Source organism: Dehalobacter restrictus DSM 9455, from assembly GCF_000512895.1.
In the GTDB taxonomy this organism is placed as follows: Bacteria; Bacillota; Desulfitobacteriia; order Desulfitobacteriales; family Syntrophobotulaceae; genus Dehalobacter; species Dehalobacter restrictus.
The window spans coordinates 1,358,240-1,382,506 of the sequence record NZ_CP007033.1; the positions used below are offsets into that span (position 1 = coordinate 1,358,240).

The 24,267-nt window shown below is 46.6% G+C and carries 21 protein-coding genes, 1 riboswitch and 1 other annotated feature; of the genes, 15 read left to right on the forward strand and 6 right to left on the reverse strand.

Features of this window, described 5'->3' with window-relative positions; all coding sequences use genetic code 11:
• Positions 1-3 precede the first annotated feature (3 nt).
• The 5 genes from DEHRE_RS06615 (at position 4) to DEHRE_RS06635 (ending at position 6,606) form a co-directional block, all read left to right on the forward strand.
• Positions 4-2,607, forward strand: coding sequence for a CBS domain-containing protein (locus DEHRE_RS06615; RefSeq protein ID WP_038603196.1), 2,604 nt, complete (start codon positions 4-6; stop codon positions 2,605-2,607).
• Positions 2,608-2,651: 44 nt separating this feature from the next.
• Entirely contained in the window at positions 2,652-3,626 is a 975-nt protein-coding gene (gene trpS, locus DEHRE_RS06620; RefSeq protein ID WP_025205544.1) for a tryptophan--tRNA ligase, read from the forward strand.
• Positions 3,626-4,402, forward strand: coding sequence for a segregation and condensation protein A (locus DEHRE_RS06625; RefSeq protein WP_019225541.1), 777 nt, complete (start codon positions 3,626-3,628; stop codon positions 4,400-4,402). The genes trpS and DEHRE_RS06625 overlap by 1 nt, the downstream gene beginning before the upstream one ends.
• Positions 4,399-4,935, forward strand: coding sequence for an SMC-Scp complex subunit ScpB (gene scpB, locus DEHRE_RS06630; RefSeq protein ID WP_019225540.1), 537 nt, complete (start codon positions 4,399-4,401; stop codon positions 4,933-4,935). The genes DEHRE_RS06625 and scpB overlap by 4 nt, the downstream gene beginning before the upstream one ends.
• Positions 4,936-5,015: 80 nt before the next feature.
• A riboswitch (Lysine riboswitch) is annotated at positions 5,016-5,186 on the forward strand.
• Positions 5,187-5,352: 166 nt separating this feature from the next.
• Positions 5,353-6,606 (forward strand): diaminopimelate decarboxylase family protein, encoded by a 1,254-nt coding sequence (locus DEHRE_RS06635; RefSeq protein ID WP_025205549.1) that lies wholly within the window; start codon positions 5,353-5,355, stop codon positions 6,604-6,606.
• Here DEHRE_RS06635 and DEHRE_RS06640 read toward each other — a convergent pair.
• From DEHRE_RS06640 to DEHRE_RS06650, 3 genes are read right to left on the reverse strand one after another with little or no spacing between them, the layout of a single operon-like run.
• Positions 6,599-7,414 (reverse strand): YihY/virulence factor BrkB family protein, encoded by an 816-nt coding sequence (locus DEHRE_RS06640; protein ID WP_025205550.1) that lies wholly within the window; start codon positions 7,412-7,414, stop codon positions 6,599-6,601. The two genes, DEHRE_RS06635 and DEHRE_RS06640, sit on opposite strands and share 8 nt — an antisense overlap.
• A 44-nt stretch (positions 7,415-7,458) precedes the next feature.
• Entirely contained in the window at positions 7,459-7,839 is a 381-nt protein-coding gene (locus DEHRE_RS06645) for a DUF4363 family protein (RefSeq protein WP_019225536.1), read from the reverse strand.
• A 39-nt stretch (positions 7,840-7,878) separates the two neighbouring features.
• Complete coding sequence (locus DEHRE_RS06650) at positions 7,879-8,562, reverse strand: DUF421 domain-containing protein (RefSeq protein WP_019225535.1); 684 nt, start codon at positions 8,560-8,562, stop codon at positions 7,879-7,881.
• A gap of 226 nt (positions 8,563-8,788) precedes the next feature.
• On the opposite strand from DEHRE_RS06650, the gene DEHRE_RS06655 reads away from it, so the two are divergent.
• On the forward strand, positions 8,789-9,895 hold the full coding sequence (locus tag DEHRE_RS06655; protein ID WP_025205552.1) for a ParM/StbA family protein: 1,107 nt from the start codon (positions 8,789-8,791) through the stop codon (positions 9,893-9,895).
• Positions 9,895-10,404: a hypothetical protein gene (locus DEHRE_RS06660; RefSeq protein WP_025205554.1), complete on the forward strand. Its 510-nt coding sequence runs from the start codon at positions 9,895-9,897 to the stop codon at positions 10,402-10,404. Before DEHRE_RS06655 ends, DEHRE_RS06660 begins: the two co-directional genes overlap by 1 nt.
• Before the next feature lie 223 nt (positions 10,405-10,627).
• Here the strand turns inward: DEHRE_RS06660 and asnB are convergent, their stop codons facing one another.
• On the reverse strand, positions 10,628-12,469 hold the full coding sequence (gene asnB / locus DEHRE_RS06665; RefSeq protein ID WP_025205556.1) for an asparagine synthase (glutamine-hydrolyzing): 1,842 nt from the start codon (positions 12,467-12,469) through the stop codon (positions 10,628-10,630).
• Positions 12,470-12,623: 154 nt separating this feature from the next.
• Positions 12,624-12,870 (forward strand) — a binding site (T-box leader).
• A gap of 171 nt (positions 12,871-13,041) precedes the next feature.
• On the opposite strand from asnB, the gene DEHRE_RS06670 reads away from it, so the two are divergent.
• The 7 genes from DEHRE_RS06670 to DEHRE_RS06700 all read left to right on the forward strand — a co-directional run bounded on the left by DEHRE_RS06670 (position 13,042) and on the right by DEHRE_RS06700 (position 21,046).
• On the forward strand, positions 13,042-15,228 hold the full coding sequence (locus tag DEHRE_RS06670) for an anthranilate synthase component I (protein ID WP_025205557.1): 2,187 nt from the start codon (positions 13,042-13,044) through the stop codon (positions 15,226-15,228).
• Positions 15,221-16,153, forward strand: coding sequence for an aldolase catalytic domain-containing protein (locus DEHRE_RS06675; protein WP_025205559.1), 933 nt, complete (start codon positions 15,221-15,223; stop codon positions 16,151-16,153). Before DEHRE_RS06670 ends, DEHRE_RS06675 begins: the two co-directional genes overlap by 8 nt.
• On the forward strand, positions 16,150-17,403 hold the full coding sequence (gene trpB, locus DEHRE_RS06680) for a tryptophan synthase subunit beta (protein ID WP_019225529.1): 1,254 nt from the start codon (positions 16,150-16,152) through the stop codon (positions 17,401-17,403). The genes DEHRE_RS06675 and trpB overlap by 4 nt, the downstream gene beginning before the upstream one ends.
• On the forward strand, positions 17,393-18,175 hold the full coding sequence (gene trpA / locus DEHRE_RS06685) for a tryptophan synthase subunit alpha (protein ID WP_025205562.1): 783 nt from the start codon (positions 17,393-17,395) through the stop codon (positions 18,173-18,175). The genes trpB and trpA overlap by 11 nt, the downstream gene beginning before the upstream one ends.
• Positions 18,176-19,195: an anthranilate phosphoribosyltransferase gene (gene trpD, locus DEHRE_RS06690; RefSeq protein WP_038603201.1), complete on the forward strand. Its 1,020-nt coding sequence runs from the start codon at positions 18,176-18,178 to the stop codon at positions 19,193-19,195. It begins immediately after the preceding gene.
• A gap of 106 nt (positions 19,196-19,301) precedes the next feature.
• Positions 19,302-20,159: an indole-3-glycerol phosphate synthase TrpC gene (gene trpC, locus DEHRE_RS06695; RefSeq protein WP_025205566.1), complete on the forward strand. Its 858-nt coding sequence runs from the start codon at positions 19,302-19,304 to the stop codon at positions 20,157-20,159.
• Positions 20,160-20,326: 167 nt separating this feature from the next.
• On the forward strand, positions 20,327-21,046 hold the full coding sequence (locus DEHRE_RS06700) for a phosphoribosylanthranilate isomerase (protein ID WP_025205568.1): 720 nt from the start codon (positions 20,327-20,329) through the stop codon (positions 21,044-21,046).
• Positions 21,047-21,231: 185 nt separating this feature from the next.
• Here DEHRE_RS06700 and DEHRE_RS06705 read toward each other — a convergent pair whose 3' ends face one another.
• Positions 21,232-21,882 (reverse strand): YidC/Oxa1 family membrane protein insertase, encoded by a 651-nt coding sequence (locus DEHRE_RS06705; protein ID WP_019225524.1) that lies wholly within the window; start codon positions 21,880-21,882, stop codon positions 21,232-21,234.
• Positions 21,883-22,275: 393 nt separating this feature from the next.
• Between DEHRE_RS06705 and DEHRE_RS06715 the strand changes: the two genes are divergently transcribed.
• Entirely contained in the window at positions 22,276-22,956 is a 681-nt protein-coding gene (locus DEHRE_RS06715; protein ID WP_025205570.1) for a SanA/YdcF family protein, read from the forward strand.
• A gap of 43 nt (positions 22,957-22,999) precedes the next feature.
• Here the strand turns inward: DEHRE_RS06715 and DEHRE_RS06720 are convergent, their stop codons facing one another.
• Positions 23,000-24,265, reverse strand: a complete 1,266-nt coding sequence (locus tag DEHRE_RS06720; protein ID WP_025205571.1) for a polysaccharide deacetylase family protein — start codon at positions 24,263-24,265, stop codon at positions 23,000-23,002.
• Positions 24,266-24,267: the final 2 nt, after the last annotated feature.

The following is a 24,267-nucleotide window of genomic DNA, read 5'->3' on the forward strand; positions in this document are numbered from 1 at the left end:
GGCATGGATGGAGAATCAGCGATGATCATTATCCTATCACATCAATTTCTTGATTTTGATGCGCTTGCAGCGATGGCCGCAGCCCAAAAGCTATGTCCGGAAGCCGTATTGGTAATCGACGGCAAATACAGTTCTTATGTACAGGAATTTTTATCGCTGGCCAAAGAACAATTGCCCTACTACCGCTTCAAAGATATTGACGTGGACAAGGTAGAAAAGATCATTCTCGTGGATACACAGGAAATCGAACGGTCCATCGGCAATAAAAAGCTTATGGACAGGCTTCGGACCATCCCAATTGAGATCATTGACCATCATCCTGTCGTCGAACCGGATGGTCAGAACCAGATTATTGAAATGGTCGGAGCCTGTACGACGATTCTGGTCGAACAGATTCAGCAAAGAGGCATAAACCTGACCAGTTTCGATGCGACGTTAATGGCTCTGGGAATTTATGATGACACCGGAAGCCTGCTTTTTGCAAACACAACACCGAGGGATCTGCTGGCAGCCGCCTATCTTGTGGAAGAAGGGGCTGAGCTTGCCGTTATGGCGGAGTATCTGCAGAGACCGCTTACCTCGGAGCAAAAGGACTTATTCCAGCAGTTACTGGATAACGGCGTGATCGAAAAATATAATGAAATGCCGGTTTTTATCTCTTATGCCGAAAGCAGGGAGTATTTTTCAGGGCTGGCTTTGCTTGCTCACCGGATCGGTGAATTTGAGAATGCGGAGATCTTTTTCCTCGTCGTGAAGATGGAAGACCGGGTCTATCTTGTCGGCAGAGCAAGAGGAGGCAGCAGCCTGCCACTCAATGAAATTGTTCAGGCTTTTGGCGGCGGAGGCCATGAAAAAGCCGCTTCAGCCGTAATCAAAAATGGCAATATAGACAGCATCATCAGGCTGTTACGAGAAGAGATCAAGCTGAGGGCAGAGAAACCAACGACGATACGCGACATCATGAGTTATCCTGTTAAAACGGTTTTCCCGGATACCTCGATCGAAGAGGTAGGCAAGATGCTTCTAAAGTACGGGCATACCGGTCTGCCTGTTGTCCAGGATGAAAAACTTGTCGGGATTATCTCGCGCAGGGACGTGGACAAGGCCTTGAAACACGGGCTGCAGCACGCTCCGGTGAAGGGGTTTATGACCCGGGACGTGATCACGGTCCAGCCGGATTTAAGTTGGGAAGAAGTCCAGAAGCTGATGGTTTTACATGATATCGGCAGAATCCCGGTGGTGGAAAACGAGATCCTTACCGGCATTGTGTCGAGATCCGATGTGATGCGGCTCATTTATGGCAGCGTCGTACCGACCTTAAATGAGCTTGCCAGAGACAGAAGCATAGCCAGACGGGAAGAAATCCTGCGGCATATTGCAGGGCTTCCCCAGTACATTCAGGATGATCTGGCGGTAATTCGGGAAGCCGCTTCGGAAATGGGGAACCAGGTCTATCTGGTTGGCGGTTTTGTCAGGGATTTACTAATGAATATGCCGAACAATGATCTGGATATTGTTGTCGAAGGCAACGGGATTGAGCTGGGCAGGATTCTGAGTAAAAAACTGACTTGCGACAAATTGGTCTTGCATGCGTCCTTTGGCACAGCCAGTCTGATTTTCTGCAACGGCACACATTTGGACATTGCTTCAACCCGCCGGGAGGATTATGATTTTCCCGGAGCTTTGCCGGTTGTGGAGGAGTCAACCCTCAGAGAGGATTTGCTCCGGAGAGATTTCACCATTAATGCCATGGCTTTATGTTTGAACGAAGACAGCTTTGGCGATATCATTGATTATTATGGCGGTTTTCGTGACCTGCAGCAAAAGGAAATTCGTTTCTTGCATAACCTCAGCTTTATTGACGATCCTACCCGGATGCTCAGAGCGATAAAGTTTGCAGTTCGGTATGAGTTCAAGCTTGCCAAGGTGACGGCGGATGCGATGCCAATCGCCTTAAAAGAGGACGTTTTTGCCAAAATCAGTGCGGAACGCTTTACGGAAGAACTGATCCTGATCTATAAGGAAGCCAAGTTTCAGCGCATGGGCCGCGAATTAATACGGAACGGTATTTTCAAAGCCTGGTTTAAAGCAGATTATGCCTGGAATTTTGAGGAGGCGGAGTCCGTCGGTGAGCAAAGGTCATTGACCGAACGATGGCTCATCAGCCTGAAAAATCTGGACAGTAATGAGATTTCCGCTGTTTTGGACAGACTGACCTTACCTAAATCTCTCAAAAGGATTACGCTGGAATACCTGCGGCTGAAGCAAGCCTTGAAACTGGAAGATCTTACCGATCTAAAAAACCTTGATGAATTACTTGCAGGAGTTCCGTTATTGTTGTTTAATATTCTTGGCAGTGATGATGCCTATACGGACCCTCTGAAAAAATACCGTTTGCTGCGCGAGGGAATCCAAATGAAAACAACCGGAAAAGATCTGCGGCAATCAGGCGTCAGGGAAGGACCGGAAATCGGCAGCATCCTGAAACAAATTCGGCTGGCCTGGCTCGAAGGAAAAATCCGGACTCCGGATGAAGAAAAAAGGTATCTCGAAATCCTGCTCGAAAAGAATGATAGAGCTGATTGCATAGATAATAAACCAATATAAAATAGATCTTTATGAATTGTAAAATTCTGAAGGGAGAAATGACTTTGAGAAACAGAATTTTTAGCGGTATGCGGCCGACAGGCTCGCTGCACATAGGACATTTAAGCGTTCTGCAGAACTGGGCTGCGCTCCAGGATGAATATGAATGCTATTTTGGCATTGTCGACTGGCATGCGCTGACCACTGGTTATGAAGATAAGCTTGACCTTAAGGCTTTAATCAGAGAAATGGCTCTGGACTGGCTGAGTGTCGGAATAGATCCTGAAAAGAGCGCCGTGTTCATTCAATCCCAGGTCAAAGAACATGCGGAACTTCACCTTTTGTTCTCCATGTTTACGCCGATTTCGTGGCTGGAAAGAGTGCCGACGTATAAGGATCAGCTCCAGCAGCTCGGAAATGAAGGCAAAGACCTGCATACGTATGGTTTTCTAGGTTATCCTTTACTGCAGGCGGCGGATATTCTCGTCTACAAGGCCAAAGCCGTCCCGGTAGGAGAAGACCAAATCCCGCATATCGAACTTTGCAGGGAAGTCGGACGCCGTTTTAATTACCTGTATGGGAACGTTTTTCCCGAACCGCAGGCCCTTATCGGCAAAGTGCCGCTGCTGCCGGGTGTCGACGGCCGAAAAATGAGCAAAAGCTATAACAACGCAATCTCGCTTACAGCCTCAACGGAAGAAATCAATATCAGGGTCAAACAGATGATCACGGATCCCGAGCGCCTCCGCAAGGACGACCCGGGACATCCGGAAGTCTGTGTGGTTTCCAAGTTTCACCATATTTATACGCCGGATGTAAAGCGGGTCGAAGAAGAATGCTGCGCCGGCAAAATCGGCTGCGTCGCCTGTAAGAAGTATCTGGCTGAAAACATCGATAAAGTGCTTGCCCCCTATCGGGAAAGAAGATTATTCTGGGATGAAGACGGCAAGGTTGAAAAAGTACTGCAGGAGGGCGCCGAAAAAGCCAGGATTACCGCTGCAGCAACCATGGCGGAAGTCCGGTCAGCGCTGGGGATCTGATGGATGATGCTCTAAAACGTGCCCCCTATGTTGAAATCCCAAATTTTCAAGGCCCTTTGGATTTACTCCTTCATCTGATCCAGGAGCATAAAGTTGATATTTATGATATTCCGATCGCGCTCATTGCCGATCAATTCATCGCTACTGTCCGCAGATTAGAAGCGCTGGATATGGAAGTGACTTCGGAATTTCTGGTGCTGGCGGCCCATCTGTTGTATCTGAAATCACGGCAGCTGCTACCAAAACCGCAAAAGACCGAAGAGGAACTGCTGCTGGAAGAAGAGATGAAACAAGACCTTGTGGAAAGGCTTGTCACCTACAGGGCTTTTAAAAACATTGCCTCGTTTTTGAGTTCGAGGGACGAAACACTGGGCAGCAGGTATTTCCGGGAAATCGATCTTGAAGAGATCCTTTCCAGAATCCCGCCGCCGAACCCTTTGCAGGGCATTGTCATGGAGGATTTGTTCAAGGCGTTCCAAGCTGTTCTGGAGCGGGTTGAAAAAGGTGAGGATATCCAGTATGTGCAGGTCGAAGAAATCCCTGTGGAGATGATGACGAGCGACATCATGCGCAGAATGATCCTACATCCCAAAGGGCTGAAGTTCAGTCAGCTTCTAAGATACGGATCGAGGGTAGAAATTGTGGTAGCCTTTATCGCTTTGCTTGAGCTGCTCAAAGAAGGAAAGGTCAGGGCGGAGCAAAGCAAGGAGGCCAATGAAATATTTTTGGTTCCAACCGAAAAAGCTTGGGACTTTCGAAATGAGGAATCGGGATGATGCTGTTTCAGGATACGGAAATTGCTGCCCTGGAAGCTTTGCTTTTTGTGGCCAAGGAACCGCTGAGCATGACGAAAATTGCAGAGATACTGGAGATACCGGCCGATCATGTGCCTGAATTTCTGCAGGCACTAAAAGACAGATATGAAGATCCCGCGAGCGGTTTGGTGCTTATTGAGCTGGAACAGGGTTTCCGGCTCGGAACGAAGCCTGAACTTGCCGGTTACATCGAAGTCTTGTACAAACATCCTTCTCAGATACTATCGAATGCAGCGTTGGAAGTCCTGTCGATTATTGCTTACAAACAGCCGATTACCCGCGGCGAAATTGATTTCATCCGCGGCGTCCAATCCGACCGGGCGCTGGCTACGCTGGTTGAAAGAGGGCTGGTCAAAGACTTGGGACGGAAGGATGGTCCGGGACGGCCGATCCTTTACGGGACAACCGAAGATTTTCTTATCCACTTTGGCCTGAAATCTATTCAGGATCTCCCGCCGCTGGAGCATACGGCAGAAGAGGAAGAGGAAGCTTAATCGATCAGACAGGAATTATTCTTATCGGAAGTTGTCCTTTTCTGTCGGATGTGCTAAAATAATTGGGCAAATTGAATATTTTTAGGGATAGAGGCGCAGTGCTTAAGAGTAATGATTCCGAGATGCCAGTCGATGACGAATAAAGAAAGGAAACACTGCCGAAGCCGGATGATGGCCAAGAGTCGGGCTGGGTTTATACTGAAAGAGTATAAAACTGTCATTCTGAAACGGAATGAAGCGCTATTCGGAACCTTTCAAATTACCGGCGTTTGATATGCCGGGAAAATAGGATTTTTCAGGTTTACGGGTAGTATCCGTAAACTTTTTTCGTGTATTTGAAAATACGGTAAGCGCTTTCTGATACATCGAATTTCAGCTTAGGCTGCCGCCAATTTACCTTAATAGGAGGATGCGACCATGTCGAATAAATCATTGCCTTTTTCCAGTCAGGAAATTGAAAGAATTGCCCAGGAGTATGGAACGCCTTTTCATATTTACGATGAAAAAGCAATTCGGGAGAACGTACGCAGGCTTCAGGCTGCCTTTGCCTGGAATCCAGGATTTAAGGAGTATTTTGCGGTAAAAGCAACACCAAATCCGTATATTTTAAAAATTCTGGCCGAAGAGGGAACAGGCGCAGACTGCAGTTCTCTTCCAGAACTTATTTTGGCCGAGAAGGCCGGGTTGAAAGGAGAAAACATCGTATTCTCCTCAAATGATACGCCGGCAGCCGAATTCTGCAAGGCCAGGGACCTCGGAGCGATCATCAATCTGGACGATATCACCCATATCGATTTTCTGGACAGAGAAGCCGGAATCCCTGAAATGATCTCTTTCCGCTATAACCCCGGTCCGCTGCGCGAGGGCAATACGATTATCGGAAAACCCGAAGATGCCAAATACGGACTGACAAGAGAGCAGCTTTTTGAAGCGTATGCCAAAGTGAGAAGTCTCGGTGCCAAAAGATTAGGTATTCATACCATGGTAATTTCCAATGAACTTGATCCGGAGTTTTTTGTCGAGACGGCCCGGATGATGTTTGAACTGGCGGTGGAACTGAAAGAAAAGCTCGGTATCCGGATTGAGATCATTAACCTTGGCGGTGGGATCGGAATTCCGTACCGGCTGGGTCAGGATCCTGTAAATCTGGAATATGTCGGGAAACGGATCAAACAGGTTTACGAACAACTGCTTGTTCCGGCAGGACTGGACCCGTTGAAGGTCGCCATGGAGTGCGGACGGATGATTACAGGACCTTACGGTTATGTGGTCGCCAGAGTGCTTCATAAAAAAGAAATCTACAAGAACTACATCGGACTCGATGCCAGCATGGCTGATCTGATGCGTCCGGGGATTTACGGGGCTTATCATCATATCACGGTTGTTGGGAAAGAACAGTTGATACCGGACCATCAGTATGATGTGACCGGAGGGCTTTGTGAGAACAACGATAAATTTGCGGTAGACAGGATTTTGCCCAAAATGGATATCGGAGATCTTGTGGTGATTCATGATACGGGTGCCCATGGACATGCCATGGGATTCAATTATAACGGCAAGCTCAGGTCAAAAGAACTTCTTCTGAAAACTGACGGCCGGGTTGAGATGATCAGAAGAGCCGAAACCATTGAGGATTATTTTGCGACGCTGGATTTTGACGGGCTCAATTAGCCCTGTCAATTAACGCAGCATTCAGTGCGCTGCCGAGCAGGAATATAACACAGCTCCAGTACAGCCACAACAGAAGAATGATGATGCCTGCAATGCTTCCGTAGGCCAGGGTATAGCTGTTGAAATGATTCACGTAATAGGCAAAGGCCAGAGAAATAATAATCCATCCGCCTGCGGAAAATAATGAACCAGCAAAGTAACTCCGGATCGGATATTTGTTGTGGGTTGCGATGATATTCAGCAGGATGAAGATCATAATCAGAAAAATAAACTGGATAAGCAGGCGAAGGTTCTGCCAGATGAGCGGAAATATGTTGTCCGGCCCTAAAAGATAGACAAAAATATTGGCCAGTTTTTGACCGAAGATTAATACCAGGAATGAACCAACAATAGCCAGCGCAACGATAACAAAAAAAAGCAAAGCCGAAAGTTTTAAACGAAAAAACGACCAGGTTTCCTGAAGACCGTAGGCTTTGCCGGCTCCTCTCATCAAGGCATTGATACCATTCAAAGATGCCCACAGAGCGCCAATCATGCTTAAGACAAGCAAAGCAGGGCTGCTGCGGACGCTGAAGATCTCAATGACAATGGTCTCAACCATTTGGATGGTTTCGGCAGGCAGCAGGAACTTAAAACTGTCGAAGAACTCCACATTGCTGATGTCCAAAAAACCGACCAAGGTCAGAAGGAAAATAACAAACGGGAAAAAGGACAGGATGATGTAGTAGGCAACCTGTCCGCTAAGCGCAAATAATTCATTGATGGAGATAATTCGAACATACTTCCGGAAAAAGCTACGCCAGTTCATATTTGTTAGCCCCGCAGTTTTGAACAAGTCTGATCGCTTAACTTTTATAAAATGTTATTTAATTTCAATGTTTCTGATTTCGGGACCTCCTGTAGCAGGAACGTCAGAGTATTCAATTCAGCCATGGAATGGCTTTTTTCTTTGTACTTAACGTATTGGGAAAGGCGTTTGTAGGAAATTTCTATATTGTTCAGGATACTGTGATTAAGAAAAATGGACCACCAATCGTGCAGTTTGGTCCAATGATCATAGGTTTGCTGTATCGTTAGGGAGGCTTCGTCCCATTTATCAGAGGCGATCAGAAGCTCGACCTGATCCAGATTATCCAGAACAGCGCCGGAAGTAGAATCGATCCTGTCGGCCACCCATAAGGTCGATCCGATTAGAATCACGAAACCCAGGATAATGGTGAGCGTCGAACGCATGCTGTCTCCTCCTTTTCAAAAGAGAATATTTATTTGGAATTATTTGTTTGGGTCTGCTTTTTGCTGAATATAGAGCTTGCGCTGGGAGTCGATGCTCGCAAAAAACACCTTCTTAATATCCGGAACATTTGCTTTGGTCAGTTCCTTATTCAGCCATTGAATATTGACACCCGATTTTTCCAGATTCTTTTGCTGGAGCTTACCGTCCATGATCAAGGCTAAAGGCAGACCTTCAGCTATTACCTGCAGCTTCAAATCCTGCGTATTCACCGGACGTTTGCCTGTTTTGGGGATAACACTAAGCTGACCGTTGGTTTCTAAAATCGCATATTCTACATCGGCGATGTTCGGCAGATTTTTCGCCCGGAGCTGTTCAAGCAGATCACTGAGGTTGTAGCGGAGTTTTCTGAGTTCTCCTTCAAGGATTTGCCCCTTATTGATCAGAATGGTCGGTGTACCGCAGATGATACCGCGGGCTTTTTCACTCTTTAAAGCGATCTCCGAAATGGCTAGACCGAGCAGAAGCAGGATCAGGACCGGAAATAAGCCCGCCACCAGCGGAATACCGGAATCCTGACTCGGGATAACGGCAAGTTCGGAAATCATCAGAATAATAACAAGCTCAAAAGGCTGGAGCTGACCAATTTGTCTTTTACCCATGACTCTTAAGACGAGGACAATAATCAAATAGAGGATAATCGTTCGAACAATACCGATCAGCAATGGCGTGTGCTCCTTTCGGCCAATATCTCTATTAATTTTTTCCCTGTCCGGGCAATTTATTCTCAATTTCCTGAAAGTTATGAGGAAAATGCCATGTGATTACCAAAAAAATCAAGAAAATGGAGTGTTTAAAATCTTCCCAAGAACTTTGTTTTGATATACAATGAATAGAATGATAGAATTAATTTGGAAATTCATATTTTTTGTAGAATAAGGAGGAAAGCACGTGTTCGAAAACGACATACTGGTTGCTGGTGCAGATCCTGGTTTTGGCGCCATAAAGCTCGATATTGGCGATACGAAGATATTATTTCCTGCACTCATCTGTAATGGTAATGAGAGAATTTTCTCAACCTTGGGCAGAACTGAGCTTGAAAAAGGATCGGATCTCGATAAACAAATCGCTTCTCTTGATGTCATTGTCAGAAATAATTCCAGCGGCGTAGAACGGCATTATTTTATGGGAAGCCTGGCCGAGAGTCTGAATCCCAAAGAAGCTCATTATTGTTGGGATGAAGATAAATCTATGGACGAAGAAGCGATGTCTTTGCTGATCGTGGGCTTAGCTTTGGCCCAGCCTTATCCTAAGACGAACATCTATCTCGGAACCGGGGTTCCTGTCAAATTCTACGCCTCTCTGAAAGACAAATATGAGGCAGAATTAAAGGGTTCTTTTTCTGTGACTTTTCTGTCCGGCACATTCAAAGGACAAACGCGCAGTATGAACATTCTCCGTTCGCGAGTGCTGCCTCAAAGTTACGGCGTATTCATCAAGGAAACACTGACTGAAGACGGCAAACCGACCAATCCGAAGCTTTTCGGCGGTTATGTCGTTGTTATAGATCCTGGTTTCAGAACGACGGATATTGCCACATTTTACGATGGCATTATGCTTGATCCGCCGAATTCATTCAGCATTGAGAAGGGGCTGCAATGGGCCTATGCCGGCGTAGCTGAAAAACTCAAAGAAATGACCATGAACCATACCAACCCGATCGAGACGGATGACAAGGAACTTGATAAAATTTTCAGAGTGAATAAAGGATTATATCCGTGGAATAACGGAGCAATTGACCTTAATCCTGTCATGAAGAAGATGCTGGCCCAACTGGCCGCTGATATTTCCAGGGAAATTATGAAGACGCTGAAACCGATGGCCGGCAGGATTCATACAATTCTTGTTGCCGGTAAAGTTGGAGAGATGATCTTTGAATATCTGAATCTGGAAAATAAGATTCTGATTGACGATCCTCAGTTTGGGAATGCAGCAGGTTTCCGGATTATGGCCGCAAACCTGGTCAACAATCTTACCAGGAAAGTAAATGTTGAATAATGAAAACAACAGGTCATCTTGTACTCTATATTTCTGAAAATGAAGATTTTGAGCTCTGGAGGGTTCTTTCGCAGATCCCTCCGGAGGAACGGTCTGCTTTTGTCAAAAATGCCCTGAAAACTGCGATTGTCCAAAACAATGAGTCCAGAAATCCTCAGGATCATTGGGCAAGGCAAAATAACATTCTGCGGCTTGATAAGAGCGCCGGTCAAAGCCCGGTGATGAATGAGGTGGCCATGGAGGAGCTGGGCTACAACACGATTGCTGCTGCGGATGAAAAAGCCATGCGGCCGTTAATGAACGGTATTCCTCAGGGCAGGGGAAATCCCAGACCCGAGGTGGATTTCGACCTCGTACGCGTGGAAGAATTGCTGCAGACCGGTGAGGCAAGGCCCAAGACCTCACTGCCTGGTCTTGACTTTCTGCTTACGAATGTCATCGGTGAAGAAGATGATGAAAAAGTGATTGAATTTGTCCGAAAAAGCCAAACTGCCTCCGGAGAGGAATAAAGCAAAATGTTCTCCGCGGGGCAGTTTCTCTTTGTTATATTATTTATTTGGGGTTTACGCCATGTACCCTAACCGCTCTTCGGCTATTGCGCCCTCCTTGGCGCAAAAAGCCGCGCTTCGCATCGTGCTCCGCTTGGCCGCGGATAGACTACATGACGTTAAATTTCGCGTGTATTAAGCGATCCTATGCTGAATATGGGATTTGTATAATTTCCTCTGAAGATCAGATGATACTGATCTTATATTTTTTGAACCAGAAATCCAGCTGCAGCAGAAAGGCAAAAAGTCTGGGTGTGTCCATCAGCTGACCGAACCACGGTCGATTGGCATCGGACGACGGATTGGCCATTAAGTCCAGAAGTTGTTTTTTATTCACTAAATCATACAGCGGTGAGGCAGAGTCTTCCAGAACAGTACGAAGTCTGCCGGTGACCATCTCCAGGAATTGCGGATGGTGGGTTTTGGGGTAAGGGCTTTTGCGCCGCCATAGAACATCTTCAGGAAGTATGCCTTCCAGGGCGGTTCGCAAAAGCCCTTTTTCGCGATTTTGCCAGTACTTCATTTCCCACGGAATATTCCAGACATATTCAACAATCCGGTGGTCACAGAAAGGCACGCGGACTTCCAGACCGGAAGCCATCGTCATTCTGTCTTTGCGGTCAAGCAGGGTGGGCATGAATCTGGTCAAAGTCAGGTAACTGATTCGTTTATCTTTGTCTACTTTGGCGTCCCCGGTCCCCGAAACGGGAACTTCTGAAACGGCTTCCCGGTAGCGCTCTCTTACATAATCTAAAGGTGCGATGATCTGGAGAATTTCCGGTGATAGGATCTGGAGGCGAGTTTGAAGGTCCGTTGACCACGGAAAGGTATCTGCATTTTTAAGATCATCCCGGTGAAACCACGGATATCCGCCAAAAACTTCATCTGCGCATTCCCCGGAAAGTCCGACCGTTACCGACTCTTTGATTCTCCGGCTGAACAGCAGCAGGGAAGAATCAACATCGGCCATACCCGGCAGGTCTCTGGCTGCGGCAGCGTCTGTCAAAGCTTCGACCAGTTCTGCAGTATCCAGAAACAGATTATGGTGGTTGGTGTTGAAGCAATTGGCCATTTTACGCACCCATGGAGCATCCGGATCCGGCTGATAGTCATTTGCTTGAAAATATTTGTCGTTAGCGATGTAGTCAATAGAGAACGTGGGGAGGATTTTCCCTTCAGCCTGATACTTCTTGGCAGCGATAGCCGTTATGATACTGGAATCCAGACCTCCGGACAATAAAGTCCCTAGGGGAACATCGGAGACAAGCTGACGCGAAATGGCATCGATGACCAGTTCGCGAACATGATCGACCGTTGTTCGGATATCATCTGTATGCGGTTTGTTTTCAAGCCGCCAGTACGGCCACTGTCTTATTCCCTCATACTTAACCAGCATCGCGTATCCGGGTTTCAGTTCACAAATGTTTTTAATAACACCAAAACCCGGAGTCCTGGCCGGGGCAATCATAAAAAGTTCGGCGAGGCCTTCACGGTCAATGACCGCAGGGATATCCGGATGGGCAAGTAGCGCTTTAAGTTCTGAAGCAAAAATGAACGACGGGTATTTATGATAATAAAACAGCGGTTTAACGCCCATTCTGTCCCGGGCCAGAAAGAGAGATTTTTCCCGGCAGTCCCAGATCCCAAACGCGAAAATGCCATTGAGTTTCTGAACGCAATCCACGCCCCATTCCAGATAAGACAGAAGCAGGACTTCCGTATCAGAATGCCCTTGGAAGGAATACCCTTTCGCTGAGAGAGCCTGGCGGATTTCTTCGGTGTTATACAATTCTCCGTTATAAGTAATCGTATAGGCCCAGCCGCCGCGCCAGCGGGTCATGGGTTGTTTTCCTCCTTCAATATCTACAACTGCCAGCCTGCTGTGGCCCAAAGCAATTTCGGGATAAAGCCATTTTCCCCGAGTATCAGGACCGCGGGGAGTAAGGGTGTCGACCATTCTGTCAATGACAGGGCCGGATTCGGACATATCCTGCGTCCAATCCAGCCAGCCTGTAATTCCGCACAAAGCTGTTCACTCCTTAAATAATAAAATAATGATAACTGGTATCACCTAATACTATATATATGACCGTTATAACCGAATGTTTCAAAATAATTTCGTGAATTCACTTGCCAAATAAAAAGCATTTGTATATAATGGTTTACAATAACTGCATAGCTTTAAAGCGAAGATTGAGAATAGTAACCATGAACGGAAAATTACAGAGAGTCGCAGGTTGGTGTGATTGCGGCAGGGAAGTTTATGACGAATGGCCTCATGAGTACGACCCGAAATCATCGATAGTAGGCGTCGTCGGGAATCCTACCCGTTATCATCAGGACGTGTATGATCGTACATGTTTAAGCGGGTATAGTAATATACCAATTTGGGTGGTACCGCAGGAGATATAGCCTCTTGTCCCTTTCTAGGGATAAGGGGCTTTTTATATTCACGGAAGACTTGATGCTGAACGGAGACCACGCATCAGCGAGGTACCATGTTTACCCGGGTATCCAAAGGATGGATTTGGCGCATCGCTTTTACCAGGGATGGCAAAGAGCGGTATTCTATAGCAAACTTGGGGGAGGCTAAGCAATATGAATACTTCAATCAAATCGTATCATACCAGCGGCGGGCTTTTGATTCATTCCGTAACGGAAGAAGTTGATAAGTCCTATCGTGAGAAAATCATTACGGAGCTGAATGATGTTCGGGGCGCTTACTTTTGCAGCAGCTTTGAATATCCGGGCAGGTATACCCGCTGGGACATCGGATTTATCAATCCTCCGATCGAGATCCAGACATTTGGCCGAAATATTGAAATAACGGCGTTGGATCAAAAAGGGCTGATCCTGCTGGAATTTATCTATGACGTTCTGAAGCGGGAAACATATTTGGAAACATTGATCCGCGGGCAGTACAAAATAACGGGCAGGGTTGCTCCATGTCAGGAAATTTTTCCGGAAGAGCAAAGAAGCAGGCAAAAATCCGTTTTTTCTGTGGTCCGCAGCCTGCTGGAAGCGTTTTACTCTGATCTGGACGCTTTTCTCGGTCTATATGGAAGCTTCGGCTATGATCTGATCTTTCAGTTTGAAAGCATCCATCTGAAAAGGCCGCGGGATGAAGTGCAGGCCGATATGATCTTGTTTATCCCCGATGAAATCTTTGTCATTGACCATCAGAAGGATGACTGCTTCCGTATTCGGTATGATTTTGAATTCGGCGGTCTTTCCAGTCTGGGTCAGGCCAAAACGATGCTGTCAGCTGCCGGGAGAATAAAAAATGACGGCCGGACTATTCCGGCGCAGGAAATATCAAACGATACCGAAGGACGATATGCGGAAAAAGTCCGGATTGCTAAAGCGTACTTTAAACGCGGTGACTTTTTCGAGGTCGTTCCGTCTCATACCTTTTACCGGAGCTGTGAGATCAGGCCTTCGGAAATATTTGAAAACTTGACAAAGATTAATCCGAGTCCTTATGGGTTCCTGATTCATCTTGGCAATGAGCACCTGATTGGTTCCTCGCCGGAAATGTTTGTCAGGGTCGAAGGCAGAAGAATCGAGACTTGTCCGATATCCGGTACAATTCCAAGAGGCCGGGACGCGCTTGAAGATGCCGAGAGAATCCGTGAGCTGCTGAACTCCCATAAGGATGAGTCCGAACTTACGATGTGCACGGACGTCGACCGCAATGACAAATCCAGGATCTGTATACCGGGTACGGTTAAGGTACTGGGACGGCGCCAGATCGAAATGTATTCTCACCTTATTCATACCGTGGACCATGTTGAGGGGATTCTGGCCGATGGGTATGACGCCTTGGATGCTTTTATGACCCATATGTGGGCGGTAACAGTGACCGGGGCTCCCAAAAAAGCCGCCGTCCAATGGATTGAAGACCATGAGGAGTCCAACCGGATGTGGTACGGCGGGGCAGTCGGAATCCTTGGTTTTGACGGCCGGATGAATACAGGACTCACACTCAGAACCATCCGCTTAAAAGACGGGATCGCTGGGGTCAGAGTCGGAGCAACGCTGCTGTATGATTCCATTCCCGAAGAGGAAGAAAAAGAAACGATTGTCAAGGCTGAAGCCCTTCTCAAAGTATTGGGTGATGCGAAAGCCGGTATGACTGAAAATAGAAACGATCTGCTCACAGCTTGTTCACCACGGCAAGAGAATGCCGCTGATCCTTTTCAAGTGCTGCTGGTTGATCATGAAGACTCCTTCGTGCATACACTGGCCAGTTATTTCCGTAAAGCCGGCTGTCAGGTGGTCACGATGCGGCACCATCTGGCCAGAGAAGCCTTAAAGAAAGAACGGTATGATTTGGTCGTGCTGTCCCCGGGCCCGGGCAAACCGTCTGATTTTAAACTCCGGGAAACAATCGGGCTCTGTCTGGACAAAGGAATTCCTCTCTTTGGGGTCTGTCTGGGGCTGCAGGGGATTGTCGAATATTTTAACGGAAAGCTCGGCGTATTGGATATACCGGTGCATGGCAAACAATCGGCGTTAAAAATATCCCCAGAATCAGTAATCTTTAAAAAATTGGCCAATCTAAGAGTAGGCAGATACCATTCGCTGTTTGCTGAAAAAGTACCGCCGGAACTTGAGATTACGGCCTGGACTGAAGATGGTGTGGTTATGGCAGTAGAAAGCAAAGATAAAAACATTCTAGCAGTCCAGTTCCACCCTGAATCCATCATGTCGATGGATGAGGATCAAGGATTCCGGATCATCACCAATATTTTGTCTATACGAGGAGGTGCCTACGGTGCGTAATCTGACCATTCTGGATTGTACGCTCAGAGACGGAGGACTGACCAACAACTTCCGGTTCCCGGAAAAATATATCAAAGACCATATTCAAAAGATCTCCGAAGCGAAGGTCGATTATCTTGAACTTGGGTATAAAGCAGATCCCGCGTATTATGAACGGACAGCCTACGGCAAACTTAAATTCTGTGATGACAGCGAGATACGTGACATCATCAAAGGAATTCCGGGGCTTCCCAAACTGGCTTTTATGGTGGATGTCGGCAGATTTGACCGGCGATTGGTTGAAAATGCCTCAGTTTCACCGTTCACCATGGGCCGGGTTGCCTGCTATTTAAACCAGATTGAAGAGGCCGTCGAAGATGTCCGCTTTCTGCAAAATAAAGGCTATGAAACAACGCTGAATATCATGGCAATTTCCAGAGAAAGAATCCCGGAAATTATTTGCGGTTTAAGAAAAATCAAAGCGCAAATCCCTGCAGCAGCAGTCTATGTGGTAGACAGTTACGGGGCGCTTTATCCGGATGATGTCAAAAAGCTGGTATCGCTGTACAAGGAAGAATTAAACGGTATGAAGGTGGGAATTCACGTGCATAACAATATGCAGCTGGCCTTCTCCAACACCATTACGGCGGTTGAAAGCGGTGCTGACTTCCTTGATGCGAGTGTCAACGGGATGGGAAGGGGCGCCGGCAACTGTCCGCTGGAATGTCTTTTACCCTATGTCGGTAAGGACAATTATGATTTAAAGCCTGTACTGGCGCTGATTAATGATTACTACACCCATGATGCTAACGAACGTTCCTGGGGTTACTGTCCGAAGCAGCTCTTGACGGGGATTTTTAATCAGCATCCTGTCTATAGTATCCAGGGGGCTGGCGAAGATCTGATCCGAATCTATGATCATTTTCAAAGTGAGGTGCAGGTATGAAGAACAAAATGATTAATTATCTAGGACAAAATGGTTATTTTGGCGCCTATGGCGGGAGATTTGTCCCGGAAATCCTGATACCGGCTGTCGACGAACTGAATCAGGCTTTTCAGGAAATATTACGGGACGAGGACTTTTATAAGCAATACTATAATCTCCTGATGGATTTTTCAGGCAGGCCGACGCCGCTGACGTATGCTGAAGGGCTTAGTGCGTATTTTGGCAAAGCCAAAATCTATATAAAACGGGAAGATTTGAATCATTCCGGCGCCCATAAAATCAATAACGTGCTCGGACAGGGCTTGCTCATGAAAAAGTTGGGCAAGACCAGAGTCATTGCCGAGACCGGCGCAGGCCAGCACGGTGTGGCAACGGCGATCATGGCAGCAAAAATGGGATTTCAGGCGACGATCTATATGGGAGCTGAAGACGCTGAACGGCAATATGCCAATGTCTTCTGGATGAAACAGCTCGGAGCTGAAGTTATTCCTGTGACAACCGGGACGGCAACGCTTAAGGATGCCATTAACGAAGCACTTCGCGACTGGGCAGGGAATTTTGACAACACGCATTATGCGCTTGGCACGGCGTGTGGACCAAGGCCATTCCCGGAGATGGTCACTTTCTTTCAGTCCGTAATCAGTAAAGAGATGAAAAAACAAATTAATGAGATTTGCGGCAAGAATCCGGACCGGATCTATGCCTGTCTGGGCGGCGGTTCCAATGCGATGGGCGCTTTTGTGGAATTTCTGCAGGAGCCCGGTGTAGAACTTGTTGCCGTCGAGGCAGGCGGCAAGGGCGAAGCTTCCGGAAAGCATGCTTCGCGGATCGCTTATGCCAAAGCCAAAACCGGCGTCTCTCAGGGCTACAAGACATTGTTTCTCCAGGATGATGACGGACAGATGCTGGATACCTGGAGCATTTCCGCCGGACTTGATTATGTCGGCGTATCACCAATCCTGGCTCATCTGGCGGAAACCAAGAGGGTCCGGGTTTTAGCCGCCACAGATGCCGAAGTCATTGAGGCCTTTAAACTGATCATCAGCAAGGAAGGGCTGATACCGGCACTTGAATCCACACATGCTTTCGCCGGACTTTTCAGGGAAATTGCTGACACCAAACCGGAAGATGTCATCGTTGTCAATATGTCCGGGCGGGGCGACAAAGATATCTTCAATATTGGGGAAGCATTGCAGGATCAGGGCTGGAAAACATTTGTCACGGAAAGAGGTAAGGCATATGCGGATTGAAAAACAAATCGAAGCTATGAGAAAAGAGAAGAAAATACTGCTGATGACCCACCAAATTATTGGCTATCCTGATTTTGCCGCCAATGAAAAAGTGATTGAATGCTTTTATAACAACGGGGTCGATCTGATTGAACTGCAAATACCTTTTTCTGATCCGATTGCCGACGGACCGGTATTCACCAAGTCCAACCAGGCCGTATTAGAGAAGGGGATCAAAGTCAGCGACTGCCTGAAGTTTATTGAGAGAATGGCCAGCAAATACCCGATCCCGTTTTTGGTCATGACCTACTACAATATTCTGTACCAATACGGCGTCGAAGCATTTATTGACCGGTGCAAAGAGATTGGCGTCCAGGGAACCATCGTGCCGGATGCTCCGCTCGATGAGGCCAGAACCTACTACGATTATTCCTGCCAACAGGGATTGGCTGCAGTAAGTATAGCGACACCTTATTCCGATCCGAAGCGGCTGCAGGAAATTGCAGATATCGGGAGCGGATTCATCTATTACGTTCCCCGCAAAGGGGTAACCGGCAGCAAAACAACTTTTGGCTTCGAAATTCTGGACGGGATTCAAAAAGCAAAGAAAGAGACCGGCAAAACAATCGCCGTAGGTTTTGGGATTCAAGGCCCGGAAGATGTCGCCCGTTTAATTGGAACAGCCGATATAGCAATCATCGGCAGTAAGATCCAGCAGGTGCTGGAGACTGAAGGGCTGTCCGGTCTGGATCAGTTTTTAGGCGATATTGCGCGTGTTAATAAGGAGGAATGAATGATGGGAATGGAGATAGCTTTAAAAAAACTTTCCAATAGAGAGGATCTCAGTGCTCAGCTGGCCTATGATTCCATGACGGAGATTATGAGCGGTGAAGCCAGTGAAATCTCCATGGCAGCCTTTTTAACGGCACTCCGCCTGAAAGGAGAGACCATTGAAGAGATTTACGGGACAAGTAAGGTGATGCGGGAAAAAGCCCTCAAAGTTGCGTGCGCATCAGAAAATCTGGTGGACACCTGCGGAACAGGCGGGGATGGCGCTCATACGTTCAATATTTCCACAACGGCAATGTTCGTTGCTGCCAGTAATGGCGTAAAAATTGCCAAGCATGGCAACCGGAGCATTACCAGCAAGAGCGGGGCTGCCGATGTCCTCGAAGCTTTAGGGATCGAGATTGCGCTGACACCGGAAGCAATAGGGAAGTGTATCGACCAGGTGGGCCTTGGTTTTATGTTCGCTCCGCATTTCCATGCTTCGATGAAATATGCGATGCCGGTGCGTAAAGCACTTGGCTTCAAAACCATCTTTAATATCCTCGGCCCATTGGCCAATCCGGCCGCAGCCCCAAGACAGCTGATCGGCGTTTACGACAAAAGCCTTGTGCCCGTGGCTGCGGAAGTATTGAACAGACATCAGGCTGTACACGCGCTCATTGTCCACGGCAGTGACGGTCTCGACGAAATCACCCTGACAGGGTCGACTTATGCGGCAGAACTCAAGGATGGAAAGGTAACCGAGTTTGTCATTCATCCGGAAGATTATGGTTTTTCCTATTGTACGCTTCAGGATCTCGTAGGCGGAACGCCACAGGAAAACGCGCAGATCACCCTGGATATTCTTGCAGGAGGTCAGGGCCCCAAAGCAGACACCGTCATCCTAAATGCCGGAGCGGCAATTTATGTCGGAGGTAAAGCCGGAAGCTTGCAGGAGGGGATCGAGATGGCCAGGGCCACAGTCCGGGAAAAGAAAGCGCTGCCGGTCCTTAACGAGTTTATCGCTGTGACTAGACAGCATTAGCATTCGGTAGAAAACGGCTTTATCAAGTCTGAGTTTAAGTACAGATCTCAGTTTAGTGCCATAAAGGGGCTTGTACCCGTGGAGAGTTTGAAGAAGGGGGATAAAAATGATCCTCGATAAAATTGTAGAGGCCAAATTAAAGCGGCTTTCCGATCAGAAGAAAAAAATTTCCGGTGAAGAGCTCATAGAAAAGCTAACAAAAAAACTAAAAATCAATGATGATCGTGATAATCTTAAGCAAGATGTTAACGTGGAGCGGCCTGCAGGCGTGTTTGCCTCAGCCCTGACTGCGGGACGCCGGAACAAAGACAAAGCAGGGATTTCCATAATTGCGGAAGTCAAGAAGGCTTCTCCATCCAAAGGAATTCTAGCTCCGGACTTCGATTATCTGCAAATAGCCAGCATGTATGAGCAGCTGGGGGCTGCGGCAATCTCCGTCTTAACAGAGCAGGATTACTTTCTCGGGAGTCCGGATTATCTGAGGGAGATTAGAGAATCCGTCAAGATTCCGCTGCTGCGAAAGGATTTTATGATTGACCCCTACCAGATTTACGAAGCAAAGATTTTGGGGGCGGATGCTATTCTGCTCATCGTAAAAATATTGGATGATAAGCAGTTGAAAGAATTCCTGGGGATAGCTGAACAGATCGGTCTGGATTGTCTTGTGGAAGTGCATGACGAAGCAGAAGCTGAAAGGGCCATGGCAGCAGGAGCTGGCATCATCGGAATCAATAACCGGAACCTTGAAACGTTTGAGGTGGATTTGAACCACAGCCGCAGAATCGGCGCTATGATCCCGGATCATCTGATCAAGGTCTCAGAAAGCGGGATTCATACGGGCGAGGATATCCTGACGGTGCAAGCGTGGGGATTTGATGCTGTTTTGGTCGGAGAGGCTTTCATGAAGGCAGGCAGTCTTGAACAAAAATTTGCAGAGTTCCTTCAGGTACCATCCAGACCCTAAATCAAATATATCCTAGCGGCAGATTTCGTTAATACGACGTTGTCTGGCAGTTCCATCCTTCCATGGCATCGTTGTATCAGGCCAGGAGATATTGATATTTTAGGATTGACAAGGTATAGGGACATACTGACAATCGAATACAGATAACGCGTGATTTAGGAGTTGATATGGCAAGGATGGAAGAGAACGTAAAAGGCATCTATGCTGGGCAGACGCCAAAAGTTAAGATTTGTGGAATTCGTACCCTGGAGGATGTCAGGATCATCAATGAGCTGAAACCGGATTTTGCCGGCTTTGTGCTAGCTCCGAGCAAAAGACAGGTCTCGCTCAGCGAACTGAAAATATTGATTGCTTCCTTGGACAAAAAGATCATCCCAGTTGGGGTTTTCGTCAATCAGGACCCGGATCTCTTACTGCGCGTCGTGGAAGCAGGTCTGCAAATACTTCAGATTCACGGTGATGAGCCTTTGGAATATATGCGTCAATTAAAGAATAAAATCCTGGAAAAATACCAGGATCATCGTCAAGTAATGATCTGGAAAGTTGTCAGGGTAGGTCCGGCAGCGAATCCGATAGTGTTCGATGCCAGTGCATTTCAGGGCCTGGTTGACGGTTTTGTTTATGATAAATATGATCCTGAGACTTATGGCGGTACCGGAGAAAGTTTTGACTGGAAGCTTCTGCAAAGAAATCAGAGCAGCCAAATTGAAAAAAACAAAGTCGGGGATATTCCAATGATTTTGGCCGGAGGTTTGAATGAAGAGAATGTTGCGTCCGCAATAACCTTATTACATCCCTATTGCCTGGACGTCAGCAGCAGTGTAGAGACGGAAGGACGAAAAGACCCGGATAAAATGAAAAGGTTTATTAACCGTGTCCGTGCTTAATGTGCAGACTTGCACAAATACTTTGCTCGCACGTTTTCGCATATTGTGCAAGACTACAATATTTGAAGTAATCAGAAGAAATATAGAGAATTTAAGATGTAGTAACTGGATAAAAAGTTCTAATAAAATTGGGTTAGATAGGTAAGGGGACGCCGCGAAACTAAGTTTCGTTACGTCCCCTTTGCTTAAAGTCTTTGTACCATCTCTTCCGGAGAAGGGATATTCAAATATTTTCGCTGGATAGGGCCTAGATGAAAGATCTGGACTTCTACAAACCGAAGGACCGAGTTGGCAATCCAGTAAGCGCTCAGGGCAACAGGTGCTTTCCACAGAAAAACGACGCCAATAGCAACCGGGAATATGAACATCAGTAAATTTTTGTTTTCTGCTGTAAATACACTCAGCGTCTGAAGCAGACCGGCAATAACCGGCAAAATATGAAGATGATCTGCCATATGGAGATCAGATACCCACGGAATAAGAATACTGCCAACTGGTATACTCAGATGCGTAATAGCAACGTACAAGGAGAAAAAAACCGGGGCCTGGATAATAAGTGTTGCAAACGTAAACAGTGGATTGATTTTATATTTAGATGCAATTTTCATTGATTCAGAATTAACTTTTTTAATTTGATTGTGAAATTTTCCAGATAAAATTGTTCTGGCTTTGGTCAGATTTGCGGTTAATAATTGTACTTTTTGCTGTTTTATTGACAAAGGAAATAACAAGAGTTTTATCCCTAATGTAATCAGAGCAACCGCAATGAACCAATCGCCCGTAGTACTGACAAGGAATGCTAATAACTGGGAAAGGACTGTGCTAATCATATTCATTGAAACATCCTCCAAAGTTTTAATTCTTATAAAACAAGGAGGTTTGAATAAGGTGAGTCATCATCCTGGTCAGTTTTGATCTTTCTTCTAAATATCAAATGCTTTTTCACCTTAATATTTTGGGGAGATGAGGAGCTGATTGGACAACTCGAAAGATAAGTATCAGCAAATCTGATACAGATGGAAGAAGAATGCACAAGTTTGATACTGGCCCAGGAAACGGCTAAGATCAAAGTCAGGTTAATGATTAGAATAAGCAGTATGCCGGCGTCAAATTGCATTTTCTCACCCCCAAAAACTAAATTTATTATATAATTGATATATGGTAATAGCAAGAGACGGACGCATCGTTGATGCTGCCAGTAGAAAATAGGAATAGGCAGGGTATGAAAAATGAAGAAGCGCTTGAGAATACGTATTCAATATCTGATTGGCTGCCTCCTGGCGATATCGGTTGTTCTGATTATTTCTATGCTGATCATTAATCACTATGTGGAACGGGTTGGTACGAAATACATCTGCGATGTGGATCATGTACCTGAGGTTGACGCAGTCCTGGTGTTAGGTGCCTATGTTTTGCCGGATGGAACTGCTTCATCCATGCTTGCCGACCGCTTGACCGTCGGTTATGAGCTTTACCAGCAAGGCAAGGCTCCCAAAATTCTTGTGAGCGGTGATCATGGCCGAACAGATTATGATGAAGTTAATGCTATGAAGAGGTTCCTGAAGGAGAAAGGGGTCGCGGGTCAGAATATCTTTATGGATCACGCGGGCTTTAGCACATATGAAAGCTTATATCGAGCGAGAGATATATTCCTTGTCAAAAGAGTCATCATCGTGACTCAGGAATATCATTTAAAACGGGCAGTCTTTGTCGCCAGGTCTTTAGGGCTTGAAGCTTATGGCGTTGCCTCAGACCGGCATGATTACGGACAGGCAATGGCCTACTATCAGCTCAGGGAACTTTTAGCCCGAAATAAAGACTTCCTATGGGCTAAAATTATTAAGCCCAAGCCGACCTATTTAGGGGATGTAATACCGGTATTTGGAGATGGCGGAGCTACTGACGATTAAATAACTGGAGAGTGAAGTGAACAGAATTGTTCAATGAAAAAAGTCATCCTTGCGTGGATGACTTTTTTGTCAGGTATTTCTCAAGCAGAGCGTCTTTACTGATCCAGACGACTTTGGGCTTTGTTCCAAGTTTTTCTGTATCTTTTTTCGCGGACGGGTTATAGACTCGGTAAACGATTTTTTGCATGAAACCAATGAATCCGGCATTACCATTCGTATATTCAGTAACGTTAAACCCAAGGCCTTTGACACCACGGTTGATGAGTGTAACACCCAGGAAAACCTTGATATCTTTATAACCCGGATTCAAAGAGATATAGCTTGCCAGAGCAGGCAGGGAGAGCCGGGCTTGTTTTAAAGCATTATAGCCGATTTTTTGGATATTGGCACCAAAGCTCTGGAAGCGGGTATTGTCTAAGTGTATTTCCCCGATCATATCACCTGCTGAGGCGATTAATTCACCGTTTTCATTAAACAGTTCAGGGCCATGGTAGCGGGTAAGACCCAGGCGAAAAATATTGCGTTCATCAATTCTGGTAATTTGTTTACGCCGCCCGTAAAAATGCTCCCATTTCTCCCAAACGCGGAAACCAATCCTTTTCGGCAGTGACCAGCCGGGAAGCTGAAGCGGAACGAGCGGAAGCTTGAGTTCTTTTTGTATTTTCATGATCAGTGGTTTCAGGGCAGCTAAGGTATTTTGAGGAGCACCCTCATCGCCGCCACTGTCATGAAGCAGGACAATCGTTCCTTCTTTGGTTCGGCCGGTTATTCTTTGCATAATGTGATTCGGAGTTCTTTCAATGCGCCAGTCTCTGCCGTCAGCACTCCAACTAATCAGCTTTTTGCCTTTGAAATGGCACCACAATAAAAAGGAAAGGTTAACCCCTCCCCAGGGAGCTCTGACATAGACGGGCTCCTGACCGGTCAGACGGCGCATTTCCTCCATCGCTTTATTCCACAAGTCCCAGGTCTTTAGCGGGGGCATCAGCCAAGCGTGCCGGTGACGGTAGCCGTGACTGCCGACGGTATGACCGTGGTCTAGGATGCTCTTGACAAGTTCCGGCTGTTTTTCAGCCTTTTCAGCAACCAGAAAAAAACAGGCCCGAACGTTTTGCTCAGCTAAAACTGTCAGGAATCTTGGAGTGTATCTGGGGTCGGGTCCGTCATCAAATGTTAAGGTGACACCTGGAGAATAATGACGTTTCCAGGAACCAATACCGAAAAAATGCACAAACAATTCGGGAATAAGGGTATAGACCGCAAAGACTGAAATTGCGACGATGAAGGTATACAGCAAGGTTGTGGGCACTG